This is a genomic window from Halanaerobium polyolivorans, from assembly GCF_020711195.1.
Taxonomy (GTDB): Bacteria; Bacillota; Halanaerobiia; order Halanaerobiales; family Halanaerobiaceae; genus Halanaerobium; species Halanaerobium polyolivorans.
Genome location: NZ_JAJFAT010000002.1, coordinates 125,341 through 143,894 on the forward strand (window position 1 = coordinate 125,341; position 18,554 = coordinate 143,894).

Below are 18,554 nucleotides of genomic sequence, written 5' to 3' on the forward strand. Positions count from 1 at the left end.
TGCATATAATTTTACCCTGCTGCCAGGTAAGAGCCTCTCAAAGATGAGGGGCTTTTATCATCTAAAAAAATTAAAATAATTATGGGTGGAGGAAAAATCTTGAAGTTGATTAAAAAAATATTTTTTTTAATTTTAGTTTTTATTGTATTTTTAAGTTTTAATACAAAAGCAGAAACTCAAATAGAATTTTGGACTATAAATTTAAGTCCTCAATATGATCAATATTTTTTGAATAAAATCGCTGAATTTGAAGCTCAAAACCCAGAGCTTAAAATTAAGTGGGAAGACATAAGTTTCTCTTCAATTCAGCAGAAATTAAGACAAAAGATTTCTGAAGGCAAAGCACCTCAAGTAGTTAATCTTTCTCCTCAGTTGATGTCTGCTTTAGTTTATGAAGATTTGTTATATGCAATTTCTAATTTCGAGCAGAACTATGGTGCGGAATATTTTATAAATTTATGGGAATCTAATAATTATGATGGTGAAATATATGCTTTTCCCTGGTATGTGAGCACAAGGATTATGGCTTATAATAAGGAAATTTTTAAAATTGCGGGCTTAAATCCAGAAGATTTTCCGCAAAATCAAAGTGATTTTTTTGAGACTGCTCGCAAGCTAAAAGTAGGAAGTGGAGTTTATGCTTTTATGCCTCAGCTGCAGATACATGAAGAATTTAAAAAAGCCGGGCTAAATATATTTGAATTAAATAATGATAAGCCTAGAGCCGCTTTTAATAATGATAAGGCAGTTGCAATAGTTGCAGAATATCAAAATCTTGCTAAAGAGAGAGTAGTACCAGCAGATAGCCTTAATTCTTCTTTTAATATTGCCTTAGATAGATATTTAAAAAATGAACTAGCAGTTTTAATTACAGCTCCCCAGTTTTTAAAAGAGATAGAAGCAGAATCAAATTACTTAAAAGATATGACTGCTTTAGCTGCTATACCTTCTGGTGAGGGAGAATTAATCAATGCTTCTTTGATGAATTTAGTCATTCCTAAAACAGCTGAAAATAAAGCAGAAGCAGCTGAATTTGCAGCTTTTATAACCGGGGCAGAAGCACAGAGGGAATTTTCTAAAATAACTGGTCTGCTTCCATCGGCAAAAAATGCAGTTAATACTGATTTTTTTCTTGAGAATAATTCAGAAGCTGAAGAGATTTCTTTAACTGATCAGGCTAGATATCTCTTAGCAAAAGAACTGGAGAATATGGCTGATATGACCCTGCTGATTGAAAATTCTTCTGCTTTAACAAGAGCTATGAATGAACAGTTTGCAAGAGCTTTTGCTGATAAAATAACTGCTCAAGAAGCTGTAGATATTATGGAGCAGCGTTTTAATGAAATCTTAGATTAAGCTAATTTAAATATAGATTATTTTTGGATTCTATATTTATTATAAAGGAGATTATGATGAAAAATTTTAATTTTAAGCTTAGTATTTTATTTTTAATTACAATAATTATATCTTTCACTTTAACAACTGCTGCTTATTTTAAAACTGATGATTATAGGCCAATTTTGTTAGAAGTTAGAAGAGCTGAAAGAGCAATCAGAGAAGCAGAAAATAGGCTTGAACAGGCAGAAAAGAATTTTATTTTAATTGATAAAGAGTTAACTGCAGATATCCAGGCTGAGCTTGAAGAAAACTATCAATTAATGATAAAAGCTTATCAGCAAAAAAATGATACAGATTTAAGAAAATTTAAAGATAAAGTTGTTGCTCAGGCAGATCAATTGGCTTTATCAGCAGTTGAATCAAAAGAGGTACAGTTAAGAGCTTTTTGGCTTGACAGCAGAACACTAGCTCAGGCAGCAAACAGAGAAGGTGTTCAAGAATTACTTGATTTAGCCGCTATGGCTAATTTTAATGTAATTTTCCCTGAAATTTATTTTAAGGGCCAGTCTATTGTTCCTGATAATGAGCTTATAGAGCAGGATGAAAGATTTAAGGATTGGGATGAAGATCCTCTAAAAGTTCTGATTGAAGAAGCTCAACTAAGAGAGCTTGAAGTTCACGGTTGGGTTTGGGTTTTTAATGAAAATACTGCGGGAGAAGCAGGGCCTATACTCCAGAAAAATCCAGAGTGGGCAAATAAAAATAAAGCAGGAGATTTCATAACTTATCACAATACAAGCTGGCTTAGTCCTGCAAGAGAAGATGTAAAGCAATATCTTCAGCAGAGATATCTTTATTTGGTTGAGCACTATGATCTAGATGGTATTAATTTAGATTATATTCGTTATCCCGATGAATTTCACGGCAGCTTTGGTTATGATCAAAAAAATGTAGAATTATTTATTCGAGAAACAGGGATCAATCCTTTTGCTATTGAAGATGATAGTGAAGCAGAATCTAAATGGAATAGATTTCGAGAAAATTTGATCACAGAAATGGTTAAAGAAACAGCACAACTTTTAAGAGAAAAAGATCCAGATTTGAAATTGTCGGCAGATGTGTTGCCAGGGCTTGAAGAAGCTAGATACCGCTCAATGCAAAATTGGGGTTTGTGGCTGGAAAAAGGATATTTAGATTTTGTGCTGCCGATGACTTATACAGAAAATATGTTCTCTGAATTAGAAAGATGGATTAAAAATGATAGAAAAAGATTGACTGAGCCTATTTATCCAGGGATAGCTGTATTTATGTTAACTGAAAGACAGCTCTTAAGACAAATAGAGGAAATTAATAGCTTAAACCCAAATGGTTTGTCACTTTTTGCAGCAGCTCATCTTAAGGAAAATGATTTTGAGATCTTAGCTCAAGGCTTATTTAGAAATAGAGCCCTGCTTGCAGACAATGATAAAAATAAAGCTTTAAAAACTATTTATAATAATATAATTACTAGATTAGAAATGATGGAAGAGACAGCTTTATTAAAAGAAGCTGACAAAAAAGTTATAGAGAATTATCTAAATGAAAGTTTAGAATTTAAAAATAATGATAATAATAAAACAAATTTGTCATATTTTTTAGATGAAAATTCTATAGAACTAAATGCTCAAATTAGAGATATTTTAATTAATGACTTTAATTATCTCAATGATATTTTAACTTTTTATTAATTTTTTGTAGTTTTTTGTCATTAGAGCTTTGGAATATTAGAGGAAGGTGTTATAATATGAGTAAAGTAGTAATAATATCTTGTCAGATATCTTTTTATCCTCTTTATACAGAAAATGTTAATGAGGAAGTAAAAGAGGTTATTAATTTAATTGAAAATTCAGAACTGCAGAGTAAAAGTGATGCGATTTCGACTACTATATTTGGAGAAAGTGAGCAGATTTATGCTCTGCTGGCCCAAATAACAGATTTTATGACAGCTAAAAATTTTAAATTTGCCATGAGCTGTAATATTTCAAACAGCTGTGGGTGTGAAATTTAAAGGGGGGCTATTATTATCTCTGCTTATCCTAAAATTACTATTTTGGTAGAAAATACTGTTTATGAAAAAGATCTATTGGCCGAACATGGTCTTTCATTATACATTGAATTTAATAGTGAAAATTATCTTTTTGATAGTGGACAGGGACTTGTTTTAGAGCATAATGCTGAACAATTAGATATTGATTTAACTGAACTTGATGCTTTGATCTTGAGTCATGGCCATTATGATCACACAGGAGGAGTTCAGAGACTCTTAGAATTAAATGAAGATTTAGATGTTTATGCTCATCCAGACTTTAAAATAGAGAGATTTTCTAAAAAAAGGCAAAGATTAGTACCTGTATCATATCAAGGTCCAGAAATAAAAAATCTGCATAAAATTAAAAGTGATAGAGAAATAGCAAAAAACCTTTTTCTTACTGGTGAGATCAAAGCTGCAAAAGATTATTTAAACAATAAATATCAGCAAAAAGTTAAAGGTAAACTAGGAGTAGATAAATTTAATGATGATATCAGCCTCTTTGTTCAAAGTGAACAAGGATTAGTAATTATTTTAGGCTGTAGTCATAAAGGAATTATTAATATTGTTGAAGAAATAATAAAGAAGAGTGGAGAAAATAAAATAGACAAAATAATTGGAGGCATGCATCTAAAAAATGCTGATGATGAAAAATTACAAAATATTGCAAATTATTTTCAAACTATAAATATCAATTCAATTTATCCTCTTCACTGCAGTGGTAAAAAAGCTTCCTATTTTTTAAAAGAAAGATTAGGAGATAAAATTAAATTTGCCGGGGTTGGTGACAGTATATAGGAGGAGATTTTATGAATATAACTTTTGATTTAGGTGAATTATTTGGTATACCTATCAAATTACATTTAAGTTTATTAATCATTCTTCCCTTTTTTGTCTGGGCTTTTGGCAGTAATTTTATCTATTTAACAGAGCAGACAGATATAGCAAGAGGAGAATTACTTTTAAATCCCTATATACTTGGAGCAATAATGGCTACCTTACTTTTTATGAGTGTTTTAGCCCATGAGCTGGCTCATTCTCTTACTGCAAGAAGTAAAGGAGTTAAAACAAACGATATTACCCTGGTTTTATTTGGTGGGATGGCTAATATAGAGGATTTTTCTGATAACCCAAATGATGAAATTGTAATTTCTGCCAGTGGGCCACTATTGAGTTTGGTAATTGGTTTGATTTTGGTACCAGCTGCAAATTTAGCTCCAGATTTTTTACTAGAAGATATTCGCTTAATTATTCTTTATACAGGACAGTTAAATATAATATTAGCTTTATTTAATTTACTGCCTGCTTTTCCAACCGATGGAGGCAGAATATTAAGAGCTGTTATAGCTAAAAAACATTCTCTTGCAGAAGCTACTGAAATTGCATCTAGGGTTGGGAAAATTTTTGCGGTAGCTTTTGGTATTTTTGGTTTAATGAGCGGTAACCTATTATTAGTTCTAATTGCTTTGTTTATTTATTTTGGTGCTATGCAGGAACATAAATACAGCAATATTAAATCGGCTCTTTCCAATCTGAGGGTTAAAGATTTAATGACCAAAGATGTCAAAACTGTAGAAGGAAAAATTAGTGTTCATCAGCTGATAGAAAAAATGTTTGATTATAAACATTCTGGTTTTCCAGTTGAAAGAGATGGTAAAATCATTGGAATGGTCACAATGGAGGATGCCAGAAAAATTCCTAAAGAAGAATACAGTAATACTCCTGTGCAGGCCATAATGACAAAAGAGATCCACAGTGTAAAGGCAGAGGATGAATTATATGAAGCTTTTAAACTTCTTTTTCAGGAAGATATAGGTAGACTTTTAGTAATGGAAGGTGAAGAACTTAAAGGTATAATAACTCGCTCTGATGTTATGACAGGGATTAGAGTTCAGCAGTTAGAAAATATTAAAAGGAACAATGATGATTGAATCATAGATATTGCCAATTGTAAATGGATTTTAGGAGGATGATTAAAATAAGATACGATTATGATTTAAGTGAAGTAATAAATATAGATGTATTACAGAGTATTCAGGATAAATTTGCAGAAGCTACCGGTTTAGCAGCTGTAATAGTTGATAGGGATGGAATCCCAGTTACTAACTGCAGTAGGTTTACTTCTTTTTGCAAAACAATTCGTTATTGTGAAAAAGGTTTTCAAAAATGTACTCTTTCTGATTCACAGGGAGGGATTAGAGCAAAAGAAGAGGGTAAGTCTGCTCCATATGTTTGTGAATCTGGCTTAATAGATATGGCTGCTCCAATAATTTTAGAAAATCGTTTTATTGGGACTATTTTATGTGGGCAGATAATTCTAGAAGAAGATGGGCGTGAAAAAACTTTAGCACGGGTTAAAGAGAGAACCAAAGATATTGATATCGACTTTGATACAATTAAAAGGAAATTCAATGATATTGAAGTGCTGCCTAAAAGCAGGATAGTAGCTGCCACAGAGTTTCTTTCAATAACAGCTAACTATATTGCTGAGATGGGCTTAGCAAATATTTATCAGCAGGAATTATTAGAAGAATCTAGATCTAGAAGACAGTTAGAAGAACATTTGAGAACAAAAAAGTTACAAATTTTACAGTCACAGGTTAATCCGCATTTTCTTTTCAATGTTCTAAACTCTATTGCCCGACTTTCTCTGATAGAGGGAGCTTCTGAAACAGAGGATATGGTTTATGCCTTATCAGATTTACTTAGATATAGTTTAAGGAATGTAGAAGAAGTTGTTAAATTAGAAGAGGAATTAAACTGTGTTAAAGACTATATAACAATTCAACAGAAAAGATACAAGGATAAATTTGACTTTGTAATTGATATTGAAGAAGAGTTTATGGATATCAATATTCCTTTGTTAACCATTCAGCCTTTACTGGAAAATTCAATTATCCATGGATTTAAAGAAAAGGCAACTGGACGAGTTGAAATTAAAGCTGAAAAAAATGAAAAGATGATCAGTATTTCTGTAATTGATAATGGTTTAGGAATGAAAAAGAATTTTTCTGAAGACCTTTTAGATTCCAGAACTAAAAACAAAGATAAAATTACAAGTCATATAACTGGAATTGGCATCAACAATGTTCATCAAAGATTAAAACATTATTTTGGTGAAGAATATGGTTTAGAAATCAATAGTGAAATAAATAATGGAACCGAGGTTAAAATTAATCTACCAAGAGATTGATATAAATATAATAAATAAATGTTATTTAAATATATAGAGAAGAGATTGGAGGGTAGCAATTGTATAAGATAATTGTTGCAGATGATGAATACTTAGAAAGGAAGGCCCTTTCTATAATTCTTGGCGAAAAAAGTGGTATTGATGATATAGAGATAGTTGGAGAAGCTGCTGATGGCAAAGAAGTTGTGAGATTAGCTAAAGAGAAAAAACCGGATATTATTTTCATGGACGTTAGAATGCCTGGAATGAATGGTTTAAAAGCAATTAAAGCAATTAAAAAAGATTTAGAACATACCAGATTTGTAATTTTAACTGCCTATGATGAATTTGAATATGTGCAGGAGGCTCTATCTTTAGGGATAGAAGAATATCTATTAAAGCCGGTTAAACCACAAAAAGTTCGAGAATTAGTTAATAAATTAATCGATAAAATTCAAAGTTCTAAAAAAGATGAGAAAATAAGAAAAGAAATGAGAGAAAAATTAAATATGGTTATGCCCTATATAAAAATGTCATTTGTTTTTGATCTTGTCTTTTTAAATATTGATACAATTGAAGAAATAAAAAGTAGGACTGAATTTTTTGATATAGAAGAATTGCCTTCTGCGGTTATGATTGCAGATATTGACCAATTTGCTAGCTCAACAATTAATGAAGATGAATTAAAAAGGCAGATTCATAAAAAAGAAGTTTTTAGTGTAATTAAAAATTTCGAAAATAAATATAATTCTTTAATGGTAGTACCAATGTCAAGTGATAAAATAATAATCCTTTATTTTGGTGAGGAAATGTATAAAAATAAAAAGATCAAAAAGTGGTTAAAAAAAGTTGCTGAAGAAATTAGTCAGGAAGTCAAAAACAAGACTGAATTTACTATAACTATAGGTATCGGTAGTTATTATGATGATCCCCGTCTGGTTGATAGATCTTATCACGAGGCACTTGGTGCGATTAGAAACTCTTTATTGCATTCTGAAGGTTCTGCTGTGCACTGGGAAGATATTAAAAATAGAGATTTTCATGAAATAGCTTATCCTTATGATATAGAGAGTCGTTTGGTAGAAAAATTTAAATCAAGGAAAGTTAATCATTTTAAAGAATTAGTTGATACACTTTTTGATAGTTGGCAGATAGATGAAAGTTTTAATTCAATACTTGTAAAATCAAGAATGACAGAATTATTAGGAGTACTTTCTAGATCAGCAGTTGAAACTGGGGCTAATTTTAAAGATATATCTCCTTTAAATTATAAATTTACTCAAGAATTATTTAAAATAAATAATCAAGAGCAGATGAAAAATTGGCTTAATACTGTATTAATCAAACTTTCGGAAAAAATTGATGATTTTGGAGCCGACTTTAAAGAAAAAATTATTTACAATGGTGTTAAATATGTACAATCTAATTATACTGAAGATATTACATTAAGTGAAGCTGCAGAAGCTGCCAGCTTAAGCACCCATTATTTTAGCAGGATTTTCAAAAAAGAAATGGGCTGTACTTTTAAAAGCTATTTAACCAAATTAAGAATAGAAGAGGCAAAAAGGAGGTTGGATAATAAAAATGTAAATATTGCTATAATAGCAAAAGAAATTGGTTATAATGATCCCAGTTATTTTTCCAAAGTTTTTAAAAAGTATGAAGGAGTTTCACCATCAGAATACAGAAATTGACATTATTCACTGAGATGGCTCAAAAAAACAAATTTTTAATAGCAAAAAACAATAAATTGCTAATATTGACGATATATTATTATCTAATATTTAGAAAATAAAAAAAATAAGGAATAGAGCAAATAATTCTTATAAGATAACTGTTTTTTGACAAGGAAATCAGAACTTTTTTGTTAATAATAATAGATAGGGGCACCGAAAATTTATTTAACTATGTTTTGAAAGGAGGGGAATAAATGGCTAGAGAAGCATTAGGCCTGGTGGAAACGATTGGACTTGTTGGTGCTATAGAAGCTGCTGATGCTATGGTTAAGTCTGCAAATGTTGAACTGGTTGGTTATGAAAAAATCGGTTCAGGTTTGGTCACAGTTATGGTAAGGGGGGATGTAGGAGCTACAAAAGCTGCTACTGATGCCGGAGCAGCTGCCGGAAGAAAAGTGGGAGAGGTTGTTTCAGTACATGTAATACCAAGACCACACGAAGATGTTAATAAACTTCTTCCGTAATTCTAATGGAGAGGAGGGTTAATCGATATGGAAGAGCAGAAAATTAATGATTTAGTTAATGAAGTTATGAACAGGATTAAAGAGGCAGAATCTTCAAACGAAACTGAAAACACTGAAAATGTTGTAGAAAAAAGCGAAAACAAAAAAGGTGGTGAAGCTAAATTGAATCTGGCTAATGAAGTAACTGAATTTATAGGAACAACTATTGGTGATACAATTGGTCTTGTAATCGCAAATGTAGATCCAAAATTAAGAGAAATGATGGGTATTGATAAGAAATATCGTTCAATTGGTATATTTAGCGCAAGGACTGGAGCAGGTCCACAAATATATGCTGCAGATGAAGCAGTTAAAGCTTCAAATACAGAAATAGTAAAAATTGAGCTTCCTAGAGATACTAAAGGTGGAGCCGGTCATGGTTCTTTAATTATCTTTGGTGCTGAAGAAGTTTCTGATGCAAGAAGAGCAGTACAGGTTGCTTTAGATGATCTAGAACGTACCTTTGGTGATGTTTATGCTAATGATGCTGGTCACCTTGAATTCCAGTATTCAGCAAGAGCAAGCAAAGCTTTAAATGAAGCTTTTGGCGCTCCTGAAGGTAAAGCATTTGGTATTTCTGTTGGTGCACCTGCTGGTATTGGGGTAATTATGGCTGATGTTGCTGTAAAAGCTGCTACAATAGATGTAGTTGGTTATGCAAGCCCTGCTGATGGTACTAGCTTAACTAATGAGTCTATTTTATTCTTCAGTGGAGACTCTGGTGCTGTACGTCAGGCAGTAGTTGCTGCTCGTGAAGTAGGATTAAAACTTCTTGGTAGCCTAGGTGACAAACCTGAATCAGTTACAACTCCATATATTTAAATCTAACAAAAAATACAATAAAGGTAGTTGTCTTGTCAATAGAAATATTGCAAAACGAACTAAGGAGGGAAAAATGTGAAAAGGTCCAAGCGATTTTTAGAACTAGAAAAAAGGCCAATTAGTAATGACGGATTTATTAGAGAATGGCCCGAAGCTGGTCTTGTGGCTATGGAAGGTCCAGATGATCCAAAACCAAGTGTTACAGTAGAAAATGGTAAAATAGTTGAGTTAGATGGTAAGAGAAGAGAAGATTTTGATATGTTAGACTCTTTTATTGCTGATCATACTCTTGATTTAAATATTGTTGAAGAAGTTATGGCTCATGATTCAAAAGAACTTGCTAAAAAAATAGTAGATTTAAATGTTTGTAGAGATGAGGTTAAGAGATTTGGTTTAGGTATGACCCCTGCTAAAGTTGTTGAAGTGGTTGGTCATATGAATGTTGTAGAAATGATGATGGCTGTTCAGAAGATGAGAGCTAGAAAAACTCCTTCTAACCAGTGTCATGTTACTAATGTTAAAGATCACCCAGCATTATTAGCTGCAGATGCAGCAGAAGCTGCTCTACGTGGTTTTGATGAAATGGAAACTACAGTAGGTATAGTAAGATATGCACCTTCAAATGCTATTTCAATCATGGTAGGTTCACAAACCGGCCGTGGTGGAGTTTTAACTCAGTGTGCTGTTGAGGAAGCTATGGAATTAGAAATGGGTATGCGCGGATTTACAGCTTATGCTGAAACTGTATCTGTATATGGTACAGAACAGGTATTTGTTGATGGTGATGATACTCCATGGTCTAAGAGTTTCTTAGCTTCAGCTTATGCTTCCCGTGGTTTAAAAATGAGATATACTTCTGGTACCGGTTCTGAAGCAGAGATGGGTTTTGCCGATGGTAAATCAATGCTTTATCTAGAAGCTCGCTGCTTATATATGACCAAAGGTGCAGGAGTTCAGGGTATACAGAATGGTTCAATTAGTTGTATAGGTGTTCCTGGAGCAGTTCCATCTGGTGTTAGAGCAATCTTAGCTGAAAACTTAATTGCTATGTTACTTGATCTAGAGTGTGCATCAGGTAATGACCAGACATTTACTCATTCAAGAACTAGAAGAACTGCTAGAATGTTAATGCAGTTTTTACCAGGTACTGACTTTATCTTCTCTGGTTACAGTGCTGTGCCTAACTATGATAACATGTTTGCTGGCTCCACTCATGATGTTGATGACTATGATGACTTCTTAACCCTACAGCGTGACTTAAAAGTTAATGGTGGATTAGTTCCTGTAGATGAAGAAGAAGTTATTAAGGTTAGAAACAAAGGTGTAAGAGCATTACAAGCTGTATTTAAAGAGCTTAGTATGCCAGATATTACCGATGAAGAAGTAGAAGCTGCTACTTATGCTCACGGTAGTAAAGATATGCCTGATCGTGATGTAAGAGGAGATTTCAGAGGTATAGAAGATATGCTCAATAGAGGAACCACCGGTGTTCAGATCGTACAGGCACTTGCTAAACATGGTTTCGAAGATGTAGCAGAAAACTTCTTTAATCTCTTAAAACAGAGAATTGCTGGAGATTATCTCCATACATCAGCAATCTTTGATGAGAACTTCCATTGTATTAGTGCTGTTAATGATAAAAACGATTATGCTGGTCCTGGAACTGGTTACAGAATTTCTGATGAGCTCTGGGAAAAACTTAAAAATACTAGACTTGCTAAAGACCCTGCAAATATTGGAGAATAAATAAATTAATCGGGAGGTGTAACAATGCAATTAAATGAAGATGCTATTCGCCAGATCGTTGTTGATGTTGTATCAGGTATGACAAAGGAAGGTGGAAACTCTGCTTCAACTAGTACTTCCACTGCTGGATCTGGGAATATGACTATGAAAGAATTAGGATTGGCTGAAGAAGGTAAAAGTAGTGATGAAGTAGTTATTGGATTACCACCAGCTTTTGGCAAAGAATTATCTAAAACCATGACCGAACAAGATCATGCAGATGTTTTAAGGGAAGTTATGGCTGGTATAGAAGAAGAAGGTATTAAAGCTCGGGTCGTTAAAAATTATGTAACTGCAGATGTTGGTTTTATGGGACATAAAGCTGCCCAACTAAGTGGTTCAGGTATAGGAATCGGTTTACAATCTAAAGGTACTATTTTAATTCACCAGAAAGATTTAAACCCACTCTCTAACTTAGAGTTATTCCCTCAAGCTCCACTTATTGATTTAGAAACATTCAGACAAATTGGTAAAAATGCTGCTAGATATGCAAAAGGTGAAAACCCTGATCCAGTACCTACTCGTAATGATCAGATGGCTAGACCTAAATATCAGGCAATAGCTGCAGTACTATATAACAAAGAAGTTCAATACCTTGACCAGAACAAAAAAATTGTAGATGTTGAGGTAACATTCGGTAAATAATCTAAAATACCAGGAGGTGTATGTAATGGATAAAGAGTTAGTTGAATCTATTGTACGCAATGTGCTTAGCAATCTTGATGAAGGTCAAAGTGGATCCTCAAAAAGCCCAAAGAAAAATACTGGAGGTAATGGTTTAACAGATAAAGATTATCCTCTCGGAGAAAAAAGAAAAGACTTAGTAAAAACTCCTTCAGGAAAATCACTTGATGATATTAAGTTTGAAGATATTATTTCTGGAAAAACTGATGGTTCAGAACTTAAAATCACAGCTGAAACATTAAACCATCAAGCTGAAATCGCAAGATCTGTTGATAGAGAACAGTTTGCAAAAAATCTAGAAAGAGCTGCTGAATTAACTAGGGTTGATGATGATAGAATTCTTGAAATCTATAATCAACTTCGTCCTTATCGTTCAACCAAGCAGGAACTTTTAGATATTGCTAATGAATTAGAAAATAAATATGATGCAGTAATTAATGCTGAATTGATTCGTGAAGCAGCAGATGTTTATGAGAAGAGAAACAGACTAAAAGGTGATAGATAAAGAGTCTAATAGGTAGGTGGGAGTATGGAATATATTGTAGGGGTCGATATTGGCAACTCTACTACAGAAGTTGCTATCGGAAAAGTGGATAAAGAAAAAGAGAATATTGACTTTATTTCAGATGGGATATATAAAACAACTGGTTTAAAGGGCACCATTGATAACATAGAAGGTATTCTTAATTCTTTAAACTCTGCTTTAAATAAGGTTGATCTGGGATATGATGATCTTGCCCTAATTAGGTTAAATGAAGCTACACCAGTTATTGGAGATCTAGCAATGGAAACTATAACTGAAACTGTAATTACAGAATCAACTATGATTGGTCATGACCCCTGGACACCAGGTGGAATTGGCTTGGGTGTTGGGGTAACAACACTTATCAATGATATTGATGACTGCAAGGCAGGTGAAGATGTTATACTTATCATTCCAGGATCAGTTGATTTTGCTGATGCTGCAAATATCATTAACCAGGCAAAGGAAAGAGGGGTTAATGTAAATGGTGCAGTTGCTCAAAAAGATGATGCAGTTTTAATTGTTAATCGTCTTGATGAGACAATCCCTGTGATTGATGAGGTTAAATATATTGATCGGATTCCACTTGCTAAAAAAGCTGCTGTAGAGGTTGCAAGACCGGGAGGAACAATTGATAAACTTTCGAATCCCTATGGTATAGCTACGATCTTTGAGCTTGATTCTGAAGACACCAAACATATTTTTCCAGTAGCAAGATCTCTGATTGGTAACAGATCTGCAGTGGTTATTAGGACCCCAGAAGGGGATATTGAAGAACGGAAAATTCCAGCTGGAGAAATAGTAATAATTGGTGATCGAGGAAAATCAGAAATTGGTATAGATTCAGGTGCCGATGAGATCATGGATTCTCTAGAAAAAATACATCCCATAGAAGATGTTCAAGGTCAACCAGGAACTAATGTTGGTGGTATGTTGGATAGAGTTAAAGCTACCATGAGCAAAGTTACTGATCAACCACTTCAAGATATTAGAATAAAGGATATATTAGCTGTTAATACCTTTGTTCCCAAAGAAGTCAAGGGTGGATTGGCTGAAGAATATGCTATGGAAAATGCTGTTGGACTGGCTGCAATGGTTAAAACAAGTCAGCTCCCAATGCGTAAAATAGCAGATAAACTTGAAGAAGAAACAAATGTTAAGGTAGAAATAGCTGGTGTTGAAGCTAATATGGCAATCTTAGGAGCTTTAACAACACCAGGTACAGATAAACCATTCGTTATCCTGGATATGGGTGGTGGCTCAACTGATGCAGCAATGGTTACCACTAAAGATACTATTTATACTACTCATCTTGCTGGTGCCGGTGATATGACATCATTATTAATAAATACTGAGCTAGGTTTGGGAGATATTAAACTTGCAGAATTAATTAAGAAAAACCCTCTAGCAAAGGTTGAAAGCGTATTTCATATCAGGCATGAGGATGGGAGTGTTAACTTTTTTGATGAGCCTCTTGCACCTAAGCTTTTCGGAAGAGTTATAATCCTTAGTGATAACGATAAAATTCCAATACCTACAGATCATTCTCTTGATAAGATACGCCAGGTGAGAAGAGATGCTAAAAATGATGTTTTTGTTCGGAATTCAATTAGAGCATTAAAACGAATTATTCCAACTGGGAATATCAGAGATATTGATTTTGTAGTTATGGTCGGTGGCTCAGCAATTGATTTTGAAATACCTACTATGATTTCTAACCGTCTTTCAGAATATGGAGTGGTTGCAGGTCGTGGTAATATAAGAGGTGTTATGGGACCTCGAAATGCTGTAGCAACTGGTTTGGTTCTTTCCTATTTGGAAACGGAGGGAAGTGTAATAGATGAGTAATCAATCTCAAAAGCCTTCTGTGAATATAGGAGTACAGAAAGAGTATGAAAAAAACAGCCTTTTCAGAAATCTATGTTATGGTTTGGAAGAAGAAGGTATTCCTTTTCAATACTTTATAAGTGAGGATAGTGATATTCACAAACTTGCCAATGATGCGGCAAATGAATCTCGCTTAAATGTTGGTATATCTATAGGTGATCAAAACAATATAATAATACAGCATAAAAAACTGGATATTGATCAACCATTTATAGAAAAAAGAATTGATGAGGACTTTCAGGCTAAGATTATGGGCTCTAATGCAGCTCGTCTGGTAAAAGGTATTCCAATTAAAGATATTCCTTTAGAAGATGAATACAGCAGAAACTCTATTCCTGATCAAAAAAGAGCAAATACAAATAAAACAACTAATACAGCAAAAAATACAGCAAAAAATAAAACAACTGAGAAAACTAAAGCCATTGAAAGTAATGAAGCATCTAATCAAGCGAAAGAAGAAAAAATTAATGCAGAAGAAGTTGAAAAAATAACTCAATTAGTAATAGAAGCTCTAAAAAACAATTAAAAATGGAATAGAGATTGAAAGGAAGGAGGGAATATGTCCAGAACTGCAATTGGTTTGGTTGAAACCCGTGGTTTATTACCTGCATATGAAGCAGTAGATGTAGCTGCAAAATCAGCCAATGTTGAGCTTATTGGTTATGAAATAAGCCGTGGAGGTATGATTGTTATCAAAATATCTGGTGATATAGGAGCAGTAAAGTCGGCTATTGACGCTGCCAAAACTGCTGCCTCAAAACTGGGCAAGGTTTATTCTGCCCATGTAATACCAAGACCAGCTAAAGATATATATGCTAAATTGGTATACACAGATGATACAGTTGGATATCAAAAAGAGGAAGCTGATGAATCCGCGGTTGAAGAAATAAATGAAGAAATCTCTGAAAAAGAAGATGAAGCAGATGATGAAACTGAAGCTGGCGAACCTTCTTCTGATGAAGAGGATGAGACAGCTGAAAGTGAAGATGAGGAAGAATTAGAATCTGCAGATGAAGAAATTTGCAATATCTGTGAAGATCCTAATTGTCCTCGAACAAAAGGTGATTTAAGAACAGATTGTATACACTATGATGAGATCATAGGTGATGACGAATAAATATAAGGGGGAATGACAAATGAGTGGTGAAGCTTTAGGTTTAATTGAAACAAAAGGTTTTGTTGGAGCAATTGAAGCTGCCGATGCAATGGTTAAAGCAGCAAATGTTAGTTTAGTAGGATACGAAAAAATAGGTTCAGGTCTTATTACCGTTATGGTAAAAGGTGATGTTGGAGCTACAAAAGCTGCTACAGATGCTGGTGCAGCTGCTGCAGGTAGAGTAGGAGAATTAATCTCCGTTCATGTAATTCCAAGACCTCATACCGATGTTGATGCGATTTTACCACAAATGGCTAAAGAAGAACTAGACGAATCACAATTATAATAAATTAAATATAATATCCCCCTTCTTTCGGGAGGGGGGATAATATTAATTATTTATATTGTCTGATGGAGGAGAAATGTATGTATGGATAAATATGTTGAGAAGGCTAATAAGACACTAGATCATCTGGCAGGTTTAATAGATGATAAACCTGAAAGTTTAGACTATCAAGGTAAATTAAAGGCTGGGGTTGATCTTGGTACAGCAAACCTAGTTTTAACACTTTTGGATGAAGACAATAACCCTATTTTAGCTGCAAGTCAAACTGGCACTGTTGTCAGAGATGGACTTGTTGTAGACTATATAGGAGCTCTTAGAATGGTAAAAAAAATGAAAGCAGAGCTCGAATCAATCTTGAATAGAGAAATTGAATATGCTGCTACAGCTGTTCCACCTGGAACTGGTGATAGGGATATTGATACTTTCAAAAATGTTGTTCAGGGAGCAGGTTTTAAGGTTAAAAATGTAGTTGATGAGCCTTCAGCTGCTGCTGCTGTACTTGGAATAGAAAGAGGTGTAGTTGTAGATATCGGTGGAGGAACTACCGGAATTTCAATTATGCAAAATAAAGAGGTTGTTTATACTGCTGATGAAGCAACAGGTGGAATCCATTTAAATCTTGTAATTGCTGGTGGGCTTGGTGTTAGTGTAGAAAAAGCCGAAGAAATAAAAAGAGATCCTCAGCGCACTGATGAGATTTTCCCGATGGTTATACCTGTAATTGAAAAAATTGCCTCGATTATTAATAACCATATAGGTCGCTATAAAGCGGAAACTGTTTATCTTGTTGGAGGAACTAGTGCTATTGATGGGATTGAAGATGTACTCAAAAATAGAACTGGTCTCAAAATTGTAAAACCTTCTCAAACTTTATTGGTAACTCCCCTCGGTATTGCCATGAATTGCGAATAGTTGAGGATGGAGGTAAGAAGATGGTAGAAGTAACAGAAGAATTAATCACTAGATTAGTTAAAGAGGTTTTAGAATCTCTTAATAATGAAATATCTCAAAAAAAGAATATAATCGCTCTTTTTACTGGTGGCAAGGTTGCTTGTGAGAAATCTTTAGCAGAGTTGAAGAAAATTGACAAGGAATTTTCTGTTGATTGGCAGCTTAAGTTTTCTCAGAGCGCTAAAAGTGTACTTGATTATGAATATATCGCCTCAGAACTAAGGGTTGACAATTTTTTAGAAGATAATTCTTTTGACTGTCTTGAAGATGCTGATCTAATTATTGTGCCTGTTTTAACCAGGAATACTGCAGCAAAGATTTCTGCTCATTTTGCTGATACCACTTTAATAGATTTGATTTTTCATGCTCTGATGGCTGGAATTCCTGTTGTAGCTGCTCAGAATGCTGCTGATTTGAGCAGTGATGTTTGGGCAGAATTAGGAATGGATAAAATCCCACCAGCTTTATTAGAAGAAAATCAAAAACAGCTTAAAAAAATTAAAAGTTATGGTATTCAGTTAATTGATGCAGAATCTATTTCTCAAGAAGTTAAAAAAATATTGAGACAGGAAAAACTAATTTCTGCTGAAAAAAGTTCAGAAAATAAAGTAGAAAGCAAAGATAGAAATGATACTAATAATAGTAATTCTATCTATCTCAACAGTAAGGTTTTAACTTATAGGGATATCAATCCCCTTGCTGAAGATATAGAAATAGTATATGTAAAAGAGGATGCAATAATTACTCCCTATGCCCGTGATGTGGCAAAAAACAAAGGAATGATAATATGTTCTCAGCCAAAGTAGTTGGTAATGTTGTTGCTACCCAAAAAGACCAGGGTCTTGTAGGTACTAAATTACTGATAGTATGTCCTCTTTATGAGGAATTTAAAAAAGAAAAATGTTTAATAGCAGTAGATAGTGTTGGGGCCGGTATTGGTGAGCTAGTTTTAGTTGCCAGTGGTAGTGGAGCCCGAAAAACTAACCATTTTGAAGGTAGTCCTATTGACCTTGCAATTGTTGGTATAATTGACGAAATAGAGCTAGATGAATCTAGTTTTTAGGAGGTGGTTAATATGTCATCTATTGCCACCAAAAGAGGTGACAAAGGCAAAACAAGTCTTTATAGTGGTGAAAGAGTTTCCAAAGCAGACCCACAGGTAGAAGCATATGGTGTAATTGATGAACTTAATTCCTGGCTAGGTCTTGCTCGAGTAAGATGTGACTATTCTGATATAAAAGAAATAATATATAAGGTTCAAAAAGATTTATTTATTCTTGCTGGAGAGCTAGCTTCCAGGCAAAAAGAAGCTAAAAATAAAATAGAACAAAGTCATCTAGATTATTTAGAAAGTAATCTTGACTGCTATCAAGCTGAGTTTAATTTTAAGGGTTTCACAGTGCCAGGACAAAGTGAGCTGGGGAGCTACTTAGATATATCAAGAACTATTTGCCGCAGAGCTGAAAGAAGAATTGCAGCTGCTGAAGAAGAAAACAATATTACTTTCTCTGAGTTAGTTCACAAATATGTTAATAGGTTATCTGATTTAATCTATATTTTAAGCCGGACTGCAGATAAAAGGGAATTAGTATCTGCAGTTACCAAGGAAGTCTTAAAGGCTATAGAAAGTGAGGAGAATTAAT

General features: G+C 33.7%; 20 protein-coding genes. All 20 read left to right on the top strand.

Going from position 1 to position 18,554, the window contains the following annotated elements:
- Nucleotides 1-99 precede the first annotated feature (99 nt).
- The 20 genes from LJ207_RS02210 to LJ207_RS02305 all read left to right on the top strand — a co-directional run bounded on the left by LJ207_RS02210 (nt 100) and on the right by LJ207_RS02305 (nt 18,553).
- The gene (locus LJ207_RS02210; protein WP_229343680.1) at nt 100-1,356 is read left to right on the top strand and encodes an ABC transporter substrate-binding protein; all 1,257 of its coding nucleotides are present in this window, start codon (nt 100-102) and stop codon (nt 1,354-1,356) included.
- Nucleotides 1,357-1,412: 56 nt separating this feature from the next.
- Nucleotides 1,413-3,065, top strand: a complete 1,653-nt coding sequence (locus tag LJ207_RS02215; RefSeq protein WP_229343682.1) for a glycoside hydrolase family 10-like protein — start codon at nt 1,413-1,415, stop codon at nt 3,063-3,065.
- A gap of 56 nt (nt 3,066-3,121) precedes the next feature.
- Nucleotides 3,122-3,385, top strand: coding sequence for a YkoF family thiamine/hydroxymethylpyrimidine-binding protein (locus LJ207_RS02220; RefSeq protein WP_229343684.1), 264 nt, complete (start codon nt 3,122-3,124; stop codon nt 3,383-3,385).
- Nucleotides 3,386-3,427: 42 nt separating this feature from the next.
- Nucleotides 3,428-4,204 carry an MBL fold metallo-hydrolase gene (locus LJ207_RS02225; RefSeq protein ID WP_229343686.1) on the top strand — a complete coding sequence of 259 codons (777 nt, stop codon included), beginning with the start codon at nt 3,428-3,430 and terminating at the stop codon, nt 4,202-4,204.
- Between the two features lie 11 nt (nt 4,205-4,215).
- Nucleotides 4,216-5,337, top strand: coding sequence for a CBS domain-containing protein (locus LJ207_RS02230; RefSeq protein ID WP_229343687.1), 1,122 nt, complete (start codon nt 4,216-4,218; stop codon nt 5,335-5,337).
- 38 nt (nt 5,338-5,375) lie between these two features.
- Nucleotides 5,376-6,599 carry a sensor histidine kinase gene (locus LJ207_RS02235; protein ID WP_229343689.1) on the top strand — a complete coding sequence of 408 codons (1,224 nt, stop codon included), beginning with the start codon at nt 5,376-5,378 and terminating at the stop codon, nt 6,597-6,599.
- Nucleotides 6,600-6,658: 59 nt separating this feature from the next.
- Nucleotides 6,659-8,272 (top strand): response regulator, encoded by a 1,614-nt coding sequence (locus LJ207_RS02240; RefSeq protein ID WP_229343691.1) that lies wholly within the window; start codon nt 6,659-6,661, stop codon nt 8,270-8,272.
- Nucleotides 8,273-8,508: 236 nt separating this feature from the next.
- Nucleotides 8,509-8,778: a propanediol utilization microcompartment protein PduA gene (gene pduA, locus LJ207_RS02245; RefSeq protein WP_013405516.1), complete on the top strand. Its 270-nt coding sequence runs from the start codon at nt 8,509-8,511 to the stop codon at nt 8,776-8,778.
- A 27-nt stretch (nt 8,779-8,805) separates the two neighbouring features.
- A complete protein-coding gene (gene pduB, locus LJ207_RS02250) occupies nt 8,806-9,639 on the top strand; it encodes a propanediol utilization microcompartment protein PduB (RefSeq protein ID WP_229343692.1) in 834 nt (277 codons plus the stop codon).
- Between the two features lie 75 nt (nt 9,640-9,714).
- Nucleotides 9,715-11,385 (top strand): propanediol/glycerol family dehydratase large subunit, encoded by a 1,671-nt coding sequence (locus tag LJ207_RS02255; protein ID WP_229343694.1) that lies wholly within the window; start codon nt 9,715-9,717, stop codon nt 11,383-11,385.
- A 24-nt stretch (nt 11,386-11,409) separates the two neighbouring features.
- Nucleotides 11,410-12,069 carry a propanediol/glycerol family dehydratase medium subunit gene (locus LJ207_RS02260; protein WP_229343696.1) on the top strand — a complete coding sequence of 220 codons (660 nt, stop codon included), beginning with the start codon at nt 11,410-11,412 and terminating at the stop codon, nt 12,067-12,069.
- A 25-nt stretch (nt 12,070-12,094) separates the two neighbouring features.
- Complete coding sequence (locus tag LJ207_RS02265) at nt 12,095-12,613, top strand: diol dehydratase small subunit (protein WP_229343698.1); 519 nt, start codon at nt 12,095-12,097, stop codon at nt 12,611-12,613.
- 24 nt (nt 12,614-12,637) lie between these two features.
- Complete coding sequence (locus LJ207_RS02270) at nt 12,638-14,479, top strand: diol dehydratase reactivase subunit alpha (protein ID WP_229343700.1); 1,842 nt, start codon at nt 12,638-12,640, stop codon at nt 14,477-14,479.
- Nucleotides 14,472-15,044 (top strand): glycerol dehydratase reactivase beta/small subunit family protein, encoded by a 573-nt coding sequence (locus LJ207_RS02275; protein WP_229343702.1) that lies wholly within the window; start codon nt 14,472-14,474, stop codon nt 15,042-15,044. Before LJ207_RS02270 ends, LJ207_RS02275 begins: the two co-directional genes overlap by 8 nt.
- A gap of 33 nt (nt 15,045-15,077) precedes the next feature.
- The gene (locus LJ207_RS12440; RefSeq protein WP_305038480.1) at nt 15,078-15,635 is read left to right on the top strand and encodes a BMC domain-containing protein; all 558 of its coding nucleotides are present in this window, start codon (nt 15,078-15,080) and stop codon (nt 15,633-15,635) included.
- Nucleotides 15,636-15,654: 19 nt separating this feature from the next.
- A complete protein-coding gene (locus LJ207_RS02285) occupies nt 15,655-15,960 on the top strand; it encodes a BMC domain-containing protein (protein ID WP_229343704.1) in 306 nt (101 codons plus the stop codon).
- A gap of 84 nt (nt 15,961-16,044) precedes the next feature.
- Nucleotides 16,045-16,872, top strand: coding sequence for an ethanolamine utilization protein EutJ (gene eutJ / locus LJ207_RS02290; RefSeq protein WP_229343706.1), 828 nt, complete (start codon nt 16,045-16,047; stop codon nt 16,870-16,872).
- Nucleotides 16,873-16,892: 20 nt separating this feature from the next.
- Entirely contained in the window at nt 16,893-17,717 is an 825-nt protein-coding gene (locus tag LJ207_RS02295) for a flavoprotein (RefSeq protein ID WP_229343708.1), read from the top strand.
- Nucleotides 17,699-17,974: a EutN/CcmL family microcompartment protein gene (locus tag LJ207_RS02300; RefSeq protein WP_229343710.1), complete on the top strand. Its 276-nt coding sequence runs from the start codon at nt 17,699-17,701 to the stop codon at nt 17,972-17,974. The genes LJ207_RS02295 and LJ207_RS02300 overlap by 19 nt, the downstream gene beginning before the upstream one ends.
- Nucleotides 17,975-17,986: 12 nt before the next feature.
- Complete coding sequence (locus LJ207_RS02305; protein WP_229343712.1) at nt 17,987-18,553, top strand: cob(I)yrinic acid a,c-diamide adenosyltransferase; 567 nt, start codon at nt 17,987-17,989, stop codon at nt 18,551-18,553.
- Nucleotide 18,554 lies beyond the last annotated feature (1 nt).

Coding starts and splice junctions, on each gene's coding strand:
- LJ207_RS02295 (WP_229343708.1), top strand. CDS start 16,893: ATGGTAGAAGTAACAGAAGAATTAATCACTAGATTAGTTAAAGAGGTT.
- LJ207_RS02230 (WP_229343687.1), top strand. CDS start 4,216: ATGAATATAACTTTTGATTTAGGTGAATTATTTGGTATACCTATCAAA.
- LJ207_RS02220 (WP_229343684.1), top strand. CDS start 3,122: ATGAGTAAAGTAGTAATAATATCTTGTCAGATATCTTTTTATCCTCTT.
- LJ207_RS02300 (WP_229343710.1), top strand. CDS start 17,699: ATGTTCTCAGCCAAAGTAGTTGGTAATGTTGTTGCTACCCAAAAAGAC.
- LJ207_RS02260 (WP_229343696.1), top strand. CDS start 11,410: ATGCAATTAAATGAAGATGCTATTCGCCAGATCGTTGTTGATGTTGTA.
- LJ207_RS02265 (WP_229343698.1), top strand. CDS start 12,095: ATGGATAAAGAGTTAGTTGAATCTATTGTACGCAATGTGCTTAGCAAT.
- eutJ (WP_229343706.1), top strand. CDS start 16,045: ATGGATAAATATGTTGAGAAGGCTAATAAGACACTAGATCATCTGGCA.
- LJ207_RS02235 (WP_229343689.1), top strand. CDS start 5,376: ATGATTAAAATAAGATACGATTATGATTTAAGTGAAGTAATAAATATA.
- LJ207_RS02215 (WP_229343682.1), top strand. CDS start 1,413: ATGAAAAATTTTAATTTTAAGCTTAGTATTTTATTTTTAATTACAATA.
- LJ207_RS02305 (WP_229343712.1), top strand. CDS start 17,987: ATGTCATCTATTGCCACCAAAAGAGGTGACAAAGGCAAAACAAGTCTT.
- LJ207_RS02275 (WP_229343702.1), top strand. CDS start 14,472: ATGAGTAATCAATCTCAAAAGCCTTCTGTGAATATAGGAGTACAGAAA.
- pduB (WP_229343692.1), top strand. CDS start 8,806: ATGGAAGAGCAGAAAATTAATGATTTAGTTAATGAAGTTATGAACAGG.
- LJ207_RS02285 (WP_229343704.1), top strand. CDS start 15,655: ATGAGTGGTGAAGCTTTAGGTTTAATTGAAACAAAAGGTTTTGTTGGA.
- LJ207_RS02270 (WP_229343700.1), top strand. CDS start 12,638: ATGGAATATATTGTAGGGGTCGATATTGGCAACTCTACTACAGAAGTT.
- pduA (WP_013405516.1), top strand. CDS start 8,509: ATGGCTAGAGAAGCATTAGGCCTGGTGGAAACGATTGGACTTGTTGGT.
- LJ207_RS12440 (WP_305038480.1), top strand. CDS start 15,078: ATGTCCAGAACTGCAATTGGTTTGGTTGAAACCCGTGGTTTATTACCT.